This window comes from Bacillus salacetis (assembly GCF_003581585.1).
Taxonomy (GTDB): domain Bacteria; phylum Bacillota; class Bacilli; order Bacillales; family Bacillaceae_B; genus Rossellomorea; species Rossellomorea salacetis.
Window position 1 is genome coordinate 80,587 of the sequence record NZ_QXIR01000006.1, and the last position, 12,692, is coordinate 93,278.

Genomic DNA, 12,692 nt, shown 5'->3' on the forward strand with positions numbered 1-12,692 from the left:
ATTATGGTTTATGCATTTGATACTTGGATGGGCTTTAAGTATATTATCTGTTTTGACATCAATGACAGTATTTGTTTTGATATTCGCCATTGAAGCTGCGGAATTTTTATAATTAAGATTATGAGTTTAGTGCAATATGCTTTATCGCTTTAAAGCAGTCGGGGACTGTCCCCATTTTTAGGAGGTGCGCGCTTTCAGGCAATTCAGCAGCAGGTGCGCGGCGATTCGGCTGGTCATGTCGCGGATGTCAAGCGTTGGGTCGATTTCGACGATGTCCATAGCGGCGGTTTTGGGATGTTGGCAGCCGATGCTGACGGCTTCCATCAGGGTGGCGCTGTCCATGCCTCCCGGTCCGATGGCTGGGCACCCCGGTGCGAAAGCCTGGTCCAGGACGTCCATGTCGACGGAAAGATAGATGGTATCCACCTTGCTTTCGAGCATTTCCAAGGCTTCCTTCATGATGTCCCCGATGTTCCGCTCCCGGACTTCCTTCATAGTGTAGACGCCAACGTCATTTTTCATCGCATACTGATAGTAAGCTCCTGCGTTGGAGTAATTCCGGATACCGATCTGCACCAGGTCTTCGCCTTTCAGGATTCCTCTTTCCAGCAACCGGCGAAATGGCGTTCCGTTCGTGGGACCCCCATCCTCTACATTCCGCAGGTCGTGGTGCGCATCGAACTGGATGACCCCGACTCTTCCTTTATGCTCCGCAAAAGCCTCAATAGAAGAAGTGGAGATGGAGTGATCCCCACCCAATACGATGGTAAACGGAGCAGCGTTTTCTGTCAGCACCTGGGACAGCGACTCATAGATTCTGTTTTGTGATTCTACGATACTTGTCGGATGCATCAGGATGTCTCCGAAATCGACGAAGGTGTTATCCGACAGCTCCCGTTCGTCCTCAATAGAAAAAGTAGAATAGGAGCCGAGGCAGCGCCTGATCACGTCGGGAGCAAAGCTGGCACCTGAATGACTGATGGAAGACTTGGAAAGGGGTGCCCCGATTAGAGCGATATCCCCCTTCCGACCTTCCTCCCAAGGCGACAGCAGTTCATTTGCTTTTTTTGTGAAACGGTCTTTGAACTGCGCCTTTCCTGCTCCTTTAAGATGTGTAAACCTGCTCATCTTCCCGCTCCTTCCCGTACACCGCTTTGCCCGCTTTCCAGACGGTGTTCACGTGATTCACGCCATAGTGATACGGAACGTAGTGATAGTTCGGCACATCCCAGAGGACAAGGTCCGCTTTTCGTCCCACCGCAAGTTTCCCTGCACTTTCCCCTCTGTTGATAGCGTGGGCGGCATTGACCGTCACAGCGTTCCAGATTTCTTCCGGTGTCATCTTCATTTTCAGCGCAGCAAGATTCATGATCAGCTGCAGATTCTCGGTCGGTGAACTTCCAGGGTTAAAATCTGTGGAAAGCGCAACCGACGCACCTGCGCCAATCATCTCCCTAGCTTTCGCATAACTGTCTTTGTTGAGGTAAAAACAAGTACCAGGAAGCAGTACCGCAATTGTGTCAGACTTCCCGAGCATTTCGATTCCTGCGTCCGAAGCACCGACAAGATGTTCCCCGCTGATCGCTCCAACTTCAACGGCCATTTCCGTACCGCCAAGAGGGTCAATTTCATCGGCATGGATTTTCACCTGAAAGCCCATTTCCTTTGCTTTTAAAAGAAAGCTCCGTGCCTGCTCCACCGTGAAAACACCCGTCTCACTGAAGATATCGACGAATTCCGCAAGCTCTTCTTTTTGAATTTCCGGAAGAAGATTCAGCATCTCCTGTAAAAAAGCCTCCGGGTTTTCTTTGTGTTCTGGCGGGATGGCATGAGCACCAAGGAACGTCGATACTAAATCAATGTCGTGTTCTTCGTTTAGCCTTTTCACCACTCTCAGCTGCTTCAATTCTGTTTCCTTTTCCAGACCGTATCCGCTTTTCGCTTCCATTGTCGTGACCCCGTAGGAAAGGATGCGGTCGAGGTGGAAACGGGCTTTTTTCGCGAGCTCCTCCTCTGCAGCCTCGCGGGTTGCTTTTACAGTAGACAGGATCCCGCCGCCTCTTTTCAGGATTTCCAGGTACGGTACACCCTGCTGCTTCAGGGCCATTTCGTGTTCACGCGATCCGCCGAACACGAGGTGTGTGTGGGGATCGACAAGTCCTGGCGTGACAAGCTTCCCTCCGGCATCCACCGTTTTTGCAGCAGTCTTATCGCCAGCTTCGGATGAAGTCCCGATCCAGGCAATCTTCCCGTCCTTCACCGCCAGAGCTGCATTTTCCAGGAGAGGCGCTTCTGCCATTTTCTCCCCCTTGATCGGTCCGTCACCGTGATCCATTGTCAGCAGCTGGCCGATATTTTCAACCAGTAAATCGTATTGTTGTGTCATTATTTGTCTCCTTTCATCGGTACGTTGATATCCCATTTATCAGCGGTTTCTTCCGCTTTTTCATAGCCCGCGTCGACATGGCGGATGACACCCATTCCCGGGTCGGTCGTGAGGACGCGCTCTAGACGCTCGTGTGCAAGGTCTGACCCATCAGCGACAACCACCATTCCTGCATGCAGGGAGTAACCCATGCCGACTCCGCCGCCGTGGTGGAAGCTGATCCAGGAGCCGCCAGCTGCCGTATTGATCAGCGCGTTCAGGATCGCCCAGTCACCGACCGCATCGCTTCCGTCTTTCATCGATTCTGTTTCGCGGTTTGGCGATGCAACGGAACCACAGTCGAGGTGGTCTCGGCCGATGACGACCGGCGCTTTCAGTTCGCCTTTTTTGACAAGTTCGTTGATGGCAAGACCCATCTTCACGCGCTCACCGTACCCAAGCCAGCAGATGCGTGACGGCAGTCCCTGGAATGCCACCTTTTCCTGCGCCATGTCAATCCATCTGATCAGCTCTTCGTTTTCAGGGAAAAGTTCTTTTATCAGGCGGTCTGTACGATAGATGTCCTCTGGGTCGCCCGAAAGCGCTGCCCAGCGGAATGGCCCTTTTCCTTCACAGAACAGCGGACGGATGTAGGCTGGAACGAATCCCGGGAATGCGAATGCCTCCTTGACGCCTTCATCCTTCGCCACCTGGCGGATGTTGTTTCCGTAGTCAAAGACAATGCTGCCTCGGTTTTGGAACTCAATCATCGCTTCGACATGTTTGGCCATGCTTTTCTTCGACAGTGCCGTATATTCCGAAACATTATTTTTCCTTAAAGCATCGGCCTCTTCCAATGTATACCCATCCGGAACATAGCCGTTGAGCGGATCATGTGCCGATGTCTGGTCTGTCACGATGTCGATTTTGGCCCCTCTTTTTAACAGGTCGTGATGGACGATCGCGGCGTTTCCGAGAAGACCGATTGAGAGCGGTTTGCCTTTTTCTTTCGCTTCATAAGCCATCATCAGGGCTTCATCGAGGGAATCTGTCTGAACATCCAGATACTTTGTATCGATTCGTTTTTGGATTCGTTCCGGGTCGACATCCACCGCAATGACTATGCCTTCGTTCATTGTGACCGCTAGCGGCTGAGCCCCTCCCATGCCGCCAAGGCCGGCTGTCAAAGTGATTGTTCCTTTCAGTGATCCGTTAAAATGTTTGCGGCCGACTGCTGCAAACGTCTCGTATGTTCCTTGTAAAATCCCCTGCGTGCCGATATAGATCCAGCTTCCCGCCGTCATCTGGCCGTACATCATCAAGCCTTTTTGATCGAGTTCATGGAAATGTTCCCAGTCTGCCCATTTTGGCACTAAAACCGAGTTTGATAACAGGACGCGCGGCGCGGCTTCATGAGTTTTAAAAACACCCACTGGCTTTCCGGACTGCACCAGCATCGTTTCATTGTTTTCCAGGGTCCGGAGCGTGTTGACGATGGCATCAAACGATTCCCAGTTTCGCGCGGCTTTTCCGATTCCTCCGTAGACGACCAGGTCTTCCGGTTTTTCTGCGACCTCCGGATCGAGGTTGTTGTAGAGCATCCTCAGGACCGCTTCCTGCTCCCAGCCTTTGCATTCGATTTCCAAGCCTTTTTTCGCTCTGATTTGACGAGTTTTTTCCATAGTAAGTTTCCTCCCTTATTGGGTGATTTTTTTAATAGAGTTATAGTCTTTCCAGTTCATGTCCTGCAGCCAGAGCTGTAGATTCTCGATATCTTTCGCGAAGATGCGGTCCTTAGTGATCGATGGGACGGTTTTTCTGGCTTCTTTGTAAAAATTCTGTGTTGCCGGCGCCATTTTTTCAATGCCGCGGTACTCGACAGCCTGCAGACTGCAGATCAGTTCGACTGCGAGGACCCTTCTCGCATTGAGTAAAATTTGATAAGCGTGGCGCGACCCGATGGTTCCCATACTGACGTGGTCTTCCTGGTTTGCCGAGGATGGGATGGAATCGACGCTCGCCGGATGAGCGAGGGTTTTGTTTTCTGACACGAGTGAGGCCGCTGCGTATTGCATGATCATTGCGCCTGATTGTAGTCCCGGTTCCGGGCTCAGGAACGGCGGGAGGTCATTCAACTGCGGATTGACGAGCCTCTCCACTCTTCGCTCGGAAATGTTGGCAAGTTCTGCTATGGCAATTTTCATGAAGTCCATCGCGATGGCAATCGGCTGGCCATGGAAGTTTCCGCCGGAGATGACTTTTTCGCCGTCATCAAAAATCAGCGGGTTGTCTGTGGCGGCATTCATTTCGATTTCAAGTTTTTCTTTTACATAATCGAGCGCCTGCCAGGAAGCACCATGGACTTGCGGGATGCACCTTAGCGAGTAGGCGTCCTGGACCCTCAGTTCCCCTTGGGAGGTGGTGAGTTTGCTGCCGGAGAGATGAGTCCGGATTCTTTCTGCGGTTTCAATCTGCTGGCGGTAGCCTCTTGCAATATGGATATCTTCGTCAAACGCGTCGATGATTCCTCTCAGGCCTTCGATTGTGATGGCGGAAATCATCTCCGATTGATAGGCGAGCTGCTCTGCCTCAATGTAATTGATGACGCCCATCGCGGTCATCGCCTGGGTGCCGTTGATGAGGGCAAGGCCTTCCTTCGCCTGCAGCGTGATCGGCATGATGTCTTCCTTTGAAAGGACTGGCAGCGTCGGCTGGGCTTCTCCTTTGTAAAAGACCTCTCCTTCTCCCATCAGGGCGAGTGCTAAGTGAGACAGCGGGGCGAGGTCACCTGAAGCTCCCAGTGAGCCCTGCTGCGGGATGACCGGGTGGATCTGTTTGTTGAGGAGGCCGATGAGCGTTTCAATGACGACAGGCCTTACACCCGAGTATCCTTTCAGGAGGGCATTTGCTCTGAGGAGGAGCATTGCCCTGGAGACTTTCTCCGGGAACGGTTCGCCCACTCCGCAGGCATGGGAATGGATGAGGTTCAGCTGCAGCTCTTCGACGTTTTCCTGGTCGATCAGAACGTCGCTGAACTTGCCGAAGCCGGTGTTGATGCCGTATACAATCTTCTTTTCGCGGACGATCCGCTCCACCGCTTCCCTGCTCTGCTTGACCTTGAGGAGGCTGGCTGGAGATAATGAGACCTTTTCATTTTTGTAAATGATCCTATTCGCTTCTTCCATTGTTAATGTATGTCCTGTCAGTTCAATCATTGTTATTCACCCTTTTTTGGTTTTGATTTTCGCTTTAGCGCTTCACCGTGGTGAGGGACAGTCCCCTGTTACTTTAAAGTAACAGGGGACTGTCCCTCACTGCTTTAAAGTAGTAAAGCGCTCCTATATTCCTTGAAGAACACAAAAAGAGGCTCGACGACAAATAAAGCTTGTCATCGAGCCTCCTGATTTCTAATCACTATAGGCTCTTTCCTATTAAATATGGTTGATTCCAAGGCCGATGGTTTCGTGCTCAAGGCCTTTGATCGGAGCACCGATCGTCCCATAAAGCGCAACAGCGATCCATTCGCCTTCTTCCGCATTTCTGTAAGGTGTTCCCCTGACCACTGCAAACCGCAGTCCTACTGTCCTGAGGATCTCCCCAAGTTGCGTCTGCCCCCGGGTCACTCCGGATATGGCTTCCATCGTTGCATGGTACAGTGAGTGCATCTCCCTGTAGAGATCTTCCCTGACAATCCCATTTCGTTTGGCTGCCGTCTCAATGGCAGCGACAATCTTCTGGACATTCATCGAACCGACCTTGCCTGTGCAAAACTGCCAGTTCAATTGGTTGAATTGCTCTGTATAATCTTCTTCTGTCCCGTCCATTAGGAGGAGAAGAAGCGCACTCTTGCCTATGCGGTGTTCATCAACTAGTTTATGGCTTCCGCACCTTCTGATTTCTGAATTTACTAATAACTACCCTCATTGTATGGGTTTTCATACAGACGGTCAACGTATTATAGGAAAGTTTTAGAAACTTAGATTGTTAACGCGTTAAAGCAATGAGGGACTGTCCCCACTTGCGGTGAAGTGTTAAAGTGCTCAATAGGGTCTGAGGAATTCTCTTGCTTGCTCTTCTTCTTTATAGGTGAGTTTTCGATGGATGAATTCATTGTAGTGCTCGGGTGAGGAGTCGGGAAAGAAGGAAAGGATTCTGCCGGTGTGAATTAGAGGGTCTTCTTTTTGATGGTAGTAAGAGGAGTAACTGCTCCAGGGATATAGTGCCGGATCCTTTACAAGGTTTGCTTCTACAGGGTTGAGGTGAATATATTTGCTGACAGCGAGAAGATAGGAAGTGGTATCAACCAGTTTTGCTTTGTATCTGTCCTGAAACAGGTGGCCCACAACGTCATATTTTCGGTTGTAGTAAAGTGCAAAAGCAGTATTGACCTTCCTGAATAACTGGCCTGGGGGGTGCTCGATGGTTTCGAGAAGCAAATGGATGTGGTTGTGCATAAGGCAGTAAGAGTGGAGAATGAATGGGTATCGTTCCGATGAGGTTTGCAGGTAGTGGAGAAACTTGCTGAAGTCCTTTGATTCGTGGAAAATGGGGGATTTTCGGTTTCCTCTCATCATTACATGGTATGTTGCACCCGGAAACCAATTTCGGGGTTGTCTTGGCATTAGAACACTCCTTTACATATAGATTACTACCTATATTCTCCAGCAAGTGCCGATTTCCTTTTTTATTTGAAATCCTTTAGTGCTTTAACGCATCCGGGGACAGTCCCCGGAGTGGTGGGAAAAGAAAAAGCACTTTCGACGCATCTCCGCCTAAAGTACTTTTTGCTTCATGAATGTATATTCCGTTTGAAGTTCTTTTTGAAGCCAAGTGACCATTTTCGAAGCATCCATATTACCGCTGCTTGCCTGGTCGAATGCTTTTTGCATTAAATTTAACAATTGCTGTTGTTCCTTGGTTGACTCCTCGGACAATCCGATAACCTCCCAATATATGCATCTAATAATATTATATTTCCTATCTTATAGAACGTTAAACTCCAGTAATATACATACAATACCAGAAATCTACAAGTTTCGTAAATACAATATTTGGATAAAGTGTGTATTTTTTAGGAGAAATATGGTTTTTTTGCAATTCTTACATTATTGTTGTTGCCGCCAACCGGGTTAAGGCTCTGTTTAAGTATCCTGTCTCTGCGCGGCTGTAACAAAAAAGACAAATACTTATCTTTTCGTTTCAGGGTGAAACATTGAACAATATGATAAAACATTTCTTCTGTCAATTCATCATACTCAGTAAAAGGCTCAAGCTGCAGTTTTTTTTCATCTACCGTCAATTTCAGGATGCTCTTTTCCTCTCTCACATCAGCTCGCAATAAAAACTGTGTAGAACTAGTCAATGGTATTGCCAGGAAATTCAGGAAGCTTGAATTCAAGATCAATTCCTGATTTGTTAAACTCCTCACAGCCTCCGAACAGTTTCCTATAGAAGTAAGCAGGAGGGGTTCCTTATAACTCCCTCTGAAAAACAAATAATAATCCTTTACATCCATTGAACGACCATCGTCACTTAAACAGCCAAGCAGCAATACCTTTTTCTTCATCGTTTCCTCCTGATATTCAATTTTCGACAACAATATAGGACTTTTTTCACCCTTATTTTCATTCTAAAGGAAATATATGTAATTTAACAACCATTTTATATAAGTAACCAAATAGTTTACTTATTATAGTTAAATATTCGTTTACTTTTCATTTCTTTTTTCAATTTATGGTTATGGTATTTACATCTACTGAAGAACTGTGGGTGATAGCGTGATTTTTTCCGAAGCCTTTAAAAGATATAGAGAAGAAATTGTCCAGCTGAGTCAGGTGGAGGTTGCCAAACGGTTGAACATCAGCAAACAGCTGCTTAACAAGTATGAAAACGGCAAAAGCCAGATACCTAATGACATCCTCAGAAAACTGGTGGATTTGTATCAGCTCTCACCAGTGGATCTGTATTCCATCATCTCAGGTGATTCATACTCCGACCAGCATGATGAATCGGCAATGCTTTTAAGGGAAAAGTTTGCAGATGGGGAGACGGAAAGAGCGTTGAACACGCTAATACAATATCCTCAACTAAAAAATCTCCTTATTACAGCCTCTTATTATGACCAGAAAAAACAGGAGAGGTTCATTAATAAATTGATAACCCTAATCAAAACAATAGAAGAATAATTTTTTCGACAAAATGTGACTGATTAACTATTAAACTTTTTGTGAGTTTGTCGATAAATAGATTGTGGCCATACGAAAAGGCAAAATTATTGAAAAATAATGACGCAAAGCTAGAGGGGCTTCGATATCGTGATGCATGATATTATGCCAGCCAGCTATCGAAAGGGAGGAAGACAATGCATTTCTTAACACCCGAAGAAATTCGTGCTAAAAAAGAACGTAACAAGAAGTTTATGTACATCGGTTTATGTTTTTCTGTAGTTGGCCTTATTACGGCTATTTCTTTTATAACATATTAACAGCTTGAGAGGCTGAGACATAACTATTTTATTAGCGTCCAAAGTCGAATGCTCATTTCACTTTACATCTAATAAAATTCAAAAAGCCGAACTATTCTAGATTGCTGAGTTAGCATTTCTAAAATAGTTCGGCTTTTTTAGTTACTGAAAAGCTTTCGTCCCAGCCTCTTTTCCTACGATTAGTCAAGTTTTTATCGGATTTCTTACTTTAGGTTATTTTTTTCCGACATTGAGGCATAGGGAAATAAACCCAGTCAGTTTAACTTTTTTAACTGAGAGAATATATGTTATAATTAACGAAAATTATTGGTCCTTAGAGACCGCGTGCGAGTAATCGTACAATGTATTGTTTCCGATCATGGAATAAATACATTTCAACAGCTTGTTCATGCAGGCGACAGTGGCAACCTTATCTTTCTTGGGGATAGGTTGCTTTTTTAATTTGTAATAGTAATCAACGATATGGTTTGGGGCTGCTTTTTGTTGGCGGATCATATTCCGCACAATCAGATATAAGATTTTTCTTCCTTTAGGGTTGCCACGTTTGTTGATGTGGTCCTGGCCAGTGTATTTTCCTGATTGATACCTTCGGATATCAATTCCAATAAAGGCATTCACTTTCTTGTGATGGGAAAATCGGGATAAGTCACCCATCTCACCCATGAAAAGGGCTGCGCTGATCTCTCCAATTCCAGGAAAACTCTTACGAATATTAAATGTTGGGATGGTTTTTGCCTGATCAATCAATTGATCCGCGATCTGCTTTTTTTCTTCTAACAGCTGAAGTAACTGTCTTGCGTAATACTGAACCTTTTGGGCCTGAACACTAGTGGCAGAAACCGCAGGATACGATTCTCTGGCAAAGTCCATGATCTGACTGGCTTTTTGTTTGGCTCTGGCTTCTGAGATTTTTTTAGTGGTCGTTTTCATCAGAAGGTTTTTAATCTTTGTCTGACTCGTTTTTAGTACCATTTCCGGATGAGGGAATAAATCAATCAGCGTTAATGCGTAGGGTGTCACCCTGCTTGAAAAGAATTGTTCAAGCTCAGGAAAGCTTAGCTGAAGGGCATTGTGTAAGTGCATACGCGTTCGCTTGATTTCCTCTTCAATCTCCTGATAAAAACGAGAGAGATCACGCAGTTCATAAAAAATCTCTAGTTGCCGGCTTCTTTCCGGTCGATGGTTATGTTGATGAACTTGTGCGAGTTTATGTGCATCATATTGATCTGTTTTCCAGCTTCTCAGCGTTCCCTGTTCCAGCTGCTTTTTAGATTCAAGAGGGTTTAACAGACAGTAGCGTAATTGATGTTGATGGCAGAACGACTCAATAACTTTTGAGTAAACACCTGTCGATTCAAATACCACGACAGGCGGTGTAGGAAGCGCCTGAATCTCCTCAAGTAGTGTCTGAAAACCTTCACGATTGTGAAGCACTTCTCCTTCTGATAAACAGGTCTGATCATGATAGATAACTTTATAGCTTTTTCCCATAGAAATATCTAACGCCACGACAAATTCCATTCCATTTCCTCTCTTCCTACTGAAGTTGAAAGATCTTCACTTATTCATTCCGACTCCAATTTCCTTTACACGAGCTCTGTGGCCCCAACATACTTAAAACTGATTCAGAAATGAAAGTGAAGAAGCTCGGTTTATCATTCGGATTCAGGATCCCTGAGGCTGGTCGAGCTTTCTTTCACTTCTCACTATAACTCTTAAAAGAAAAATAGTGGGTATCATCATCCGTCGATGATGATACCCACTAATCTTAGTATGTTTATTTTTTTATAAGTTCTACAAATATTGGGACCAACAAATTATGGAAAGTTTCTTTATATTCCGATAAAATAGTACAAGGAATTCAATTTAATGTCGGAGGCTTTTTCCATGAATGAAATCAAATTAATGAAAGGGCTTCTAGAGCCACCCATCTACTTCAGTCATTTAAAAGAAACAGAATTGTTGAAAGGGTATAAAAGAAGGATTCTGGCTCTTTTCTTCTTAACTGTACTTATATATGGGTTCAGTGCTTACTTCGGGATGGGTACCTCCCCATTGAGTCCAAAACTTACTTCCCTCTCACCAGCAGAGTATGAATTACATAAATTATATTTCATTGCCGGCAGGGTTGTACTTGGTATTCTATATGCAGCATTTACTATCTTTTTCCCATCTTTGCTTTTCTGGACGTTTACCGATGTACCTTACAAGAAGCTGACCATTGTCCAAGGCTGCACATTAATTATCCTCCTGCTCGAAAAATTCAGTTATCTTCCATTCTTGCTGTATTTTTCTTTAGACTGGTATTCTTCTCCTCTTTCATTGGGAGTCATCGCCCAGCAGATGACTGAGAAAGAATGGATCATTTATTTCCTCGGCTGTATTTCTGTGTTTAAAGTCGGCTGTATTTTGATTCAATATATCGGTCTTAGATGGCTGACTAACCAGAAACCGTGGATACTTTTAATCATCATCATTGTGATGAACCTGTTATTCTGGGGAGTCACTACCTTACTGGCAACCATTGATTTTTTGATCCTATTGTAAAGAAAAGTCTCTGATAAGGCTGTGATTTCATGAAAAAATTCAAGTTGTATATCATACTGTTCCTCTCCATAGTGTTTGTTTCTGTAAATATTTACTTTATTGAAAAAGCGGACAGCAAAGTTTCAAGAACCAGTTATGTTGAAGACTGGAAAGACGTCACTACTTCCAATTTAAAAAAGCAGGTGATGAAAACAGGGATGATTGCTGCAGGCGAGGAAAAAAATATCTATTTTGATAGAGCTGGAAATGGGGCCTTTGAGGAATTCCTTGTGAAAGAAGGAGATTCTGTAAAGGCTGGTACACCGCTTTTCAGCTATGAAGTGGAAGACCGTGGAGTGGAAGCTTCCTATGTGGAATCAGAAATTCAGCAGCTGGAAGACGAAATAGACAGTATCGAGAATCACATTGATGATTTGGATGAGCTGAAACCGGTATACTCCCCTCTTCCTTCTTTCAGCAGTGCCGGGGATGATAAAAATGAGGATAAAAGCATTGAAGCAAGCAACCTCGAAATTGAATCTTCTATAGAGACGGAAATAGCAGGAAAAGAGCTGGAAATAAGCCGACTAGAAGATAAAATCAATCATCTGGAAAGACAATTAACGGACCTTGAATCAGAAGAGACATCCATTTCAGTTGTAAGCGAGACAGAAGGCATAGTGAAAAGCGTATCAGAGGAGTTGAATAATCCACTAATTGTCATCTCCTCTAACTCCCGCATTGCAGAAGGCACACTGAATGAAACCGAAACACTGGAAGTTACAGAGGGACAGGAAGTTGCTATATCTTCTGCAGGAATAACGGGGAAGCTTGAAGGTACCATTTCTTCAATTTCTGAGCTTCCGGAAAAAGAACCTGCAAATGATAACCTATCTGAATATCGTTTCAGAGTTGAGTTAGAGAAGAATAAAGAAAAACTTCTTCCGGGCTATCATATAAGTATGAATATAACTACAAAAGAGGCTGAAGATGCTATGACAGTCTCCGAAAAACACATCATTCGAGAAGGTCCTCAAAAGAAATATCTATTCCTAATGACCGAAAAAGGGAAGGTAGAAAAGAGGACGATAGAAACGGGTCTTAGTGTCGATGGCAAAACCGCAGTAACAAAGGGGCTTAAAAAAGGGGAAACGTATATAAGAGAACCCTTACTGTTTATTGAAGATAAGGCAGAATTTGTGACCCCGCTTCAAGTTGATGAGCTTTCCTGGAAGGACATAAAAGGTTCAGATCGACACACTATCCTTAAGAATATGCTTCTTGGAGTACTTGAAAGATAATAACCGAAAGCGCCAT

General features: G+C 45.1%; 12 protein-coding genes and 1 riboswitch. Of the genes, 3 read left to right on the plus strand and 9 right to left on the minus strand.

Going from position 1 to position 12,692, the window contains the following annotated elements:
• Positions 1–177 precede the first annotated feature (177 nt).
• From hutG to D3H55_RS06405, 8 genes are all read right to left on the minus strand, one after another.
• Positions 178–1,128, minus strand: coding sequence for a formimidoylglutamase (gene hutG, locus D3H55_RS06375; RefSeq protein ID WP_119546083.1), 951 nt, complete (start codon positions 1,126–1,128; stop codon positions 178–180).
• On the minus strand, positions 1,106–2,386 hold the full coding sequence (hutI, locus tag D3H55_RS06380) for an imidazolonepropionase (protein ID WP_119546084.1): 1,281 nt from the start codon (positions 2,384–2,386) through the stop codon (positions 1,106–1,108). Before hutI ends, hutG begins: the two co-directional genes overlap by 23 nt.
• Complete coding sequence (gene hutU / locus D3H55_RS06385; protein WP_119546085.1) at positions 2,386–4,047, minus strand: urocanate hydratase; 1,662 nt, start codon at positions 4,045–4,047, stop codon at positions 2,386–2,388. Before hutU ends, hutI begins: the two co-directional genes overlap by 1 nt.
• 15 nt (positions 4,048–4,062) lie before the next feature.
• Positions 4,063–5,580, minus strand: coding sequence for a histidine ammonia-lyase (hutH, locus tag D3H55_RS06390; protein WP_119546086.1), 1,518 nt, complete (start codon positions 5,578–5,580; stop codon positions 4,063–4,065).
• A gap of 216 nt (positions 5,581–5,796) precedes the next feature.
• Entirely contained in the window at positions 5,797–6,261 is a 465-nt protein-coding gene (gene hutP / locus D3H55_RS06395; RefSeq protein WP_276310209.1) for a histidine utilization transcription antiterminator HutP, read from the minus strand.
• 144 nt (positions 6,262–6,405) lie between these two features.
• Positions 6,406–6,987 carry a transposase gene (locus D3H55_RS06400; RefSeq protein ID WP_119546088.1) on the minus strand — a complete coding sequence of 194 codons (582 nt, stop codon included), beginning with the start codon at positions 6,985–6,987 and terminating at the stop codon, positions 6,406–6,408.
• A 150-nt stretch (positions 6,988–7,137) separates the two neighbouring features.
• The gene (locus D3H55_RS24065) at positions 7,138–7,299 is read right to left on the minus strand and encodes a hypothetical protein (protein WP_168412982.1); all 162 of its coding nucleotides are present in this window, start codon (positions 7,297–7,299) and stop codon (positions 7,138–7,140) included.
• A 137-nt stretch (positions 7,300–7,436) separates the two neighbouring features.
• A complete protein-coding gene (locus D3H55_RS06405) occupies positions 7,437–7,931 on the minus strand; it encodes a hypothetical protein (protein ID WP_119546089.1) in 495 nt (164 codons plus the stop codon).
• Positions 7,932–8,142: 211 nt separating this feature from the next.
• On the opposite strand from D3H55_RS06405, the gene D3H55_RS06410 reads away from it, so the two are divergent.
• Positions 8,143–8,550 carry a helix-turn-helix domain-containing protein gene (locus D3H55_RS06410; RefSeq protein ID WP_205685407.1) on the plus strand — a complete coding sequence of 136 codons (408 nt, stop codon included), beginning with the start codon at positions 8,143–8,145 and terminating at the stop codon, positions 8,548–8,550.
• Between the two features lie 69 nt (positions 8,551–8,619).
• A riboswitch (cyclic di-GMP riboswitch) is annotated at positions 8,620–8,713 on the plus strand.
• 439 nt (positions 8,714–9,152) lie between these two features.
• Here the strand turns inward: D3H55_RS06410 and D3H55_RS06415 are convergent.
• Positions 9,153–10,370, minus strand: coding sequence for an IS110 family RNA-guided transposase (locus D3H55_RS06415; RefSeq protein ID WP_119546090.1), 1,218 nt, complete (start codon positions 10,368–10,370; stop codon positions 9,153–9,155).
• A gap of 366 nt (positions 10,371–10,736) precedes the next feature.
• On the opposite strand from D3H55_RS06415, the gene D3H55_RS06420 reads away from it, so the two are divergent.
• Both D3H55_RS06420 and D3H55_RS06425 read left to right on the plus strand, forming a co-directional pair.
• Positions 10,737–11,396 carry a hypothetical protein gene (locus D3H55_RS06420; protein ID WP_136035652.1) on the plus strand — a complete coding sequence of 220 codons (660 nt, stop codon included), beginning with the start codon at positions 10,737–10,739 and terminating at the stop codon, positions 11,394–11,396.
• A 29-nt stretch (positions 11,397–11,425) separates the two neighbouring features.
• Positions 11,426–12,676, plus strand: a complete 1,251-nt coding sequence (locus D3H55_RS06425; RefSeq protein ID WP_119546092.1) for an efflux RND transporter periplasmic adaptor subunit — start codon at positions 11,426–11,428, stop codon at positions 12,674–12,676.
• Positions 12,677–12,692: the final 16 nt, after the last annotated feature.

Bases quoted from the DNA above. Each gene is read 5' to 3' on its own strand.
- hutI (WP_119546084.1), bottom strand. From the start codon at position 2,386: ATGACACAACAATACGATTTACTGGTTGAAAATATCGGCCAGCTGCTG.
- hutH (WP_119546086.1), bottom strand. From the start codon at position 5,580: ATGATTGAACTGACAGGACATACATTAACAATGGAAGAAGCGAATAGG.
- D3H55_RS06425 (WP_119546092.1), top strand. From the start codon at position 11,426: ATGAAAAAATTCAAGTTGTATATCATACTGTTCCTCTCCATAGTGTTT.
- D3H55_RS06400 (WP_119546088.1), bottom strand. From the start codon at position 6,987: ATGCCAAGACAACCCCGAAATTGGTTTCCGGGTGCAACATACCATGTA.
- hutG (WP_119546083.1), bottom strand. From the start codon at position 1,128: ATGAGCAGGTTTACACATCTTAAAGGAGCAGGAAAGGCGCAGTTCAAA.
- D3H55_RS06405 (WP_119546089.1), bottom strand. From the start codon at position 7,931: ATGAAGAAAAAGGTATTGCTGCTTGGCTGTTTAAGTGACGATGGTCGT.
- hutU (WP_119546085.1), bottom strand. From the start codon at position 4,047: ATGGAAAAAACTCGTCAAATCAGAGCGAAAAAAGGCTTGGAAATCGAA.
- D3H55_RS06415 (WP_119546090.1), bottom strand. From the start codon at position 10,370: ATGGAATTTGTCGTGGCGTTAGATATTTCTATGGGAAAAAGCTATAAA.
- D3H55_RS06420 (WP_136035652.1), top strand. From the start codon at position 10,737: ATGAATGAAATCAAATTAATGAAAGGGCTTCTAGAGCCACCCATCTAC.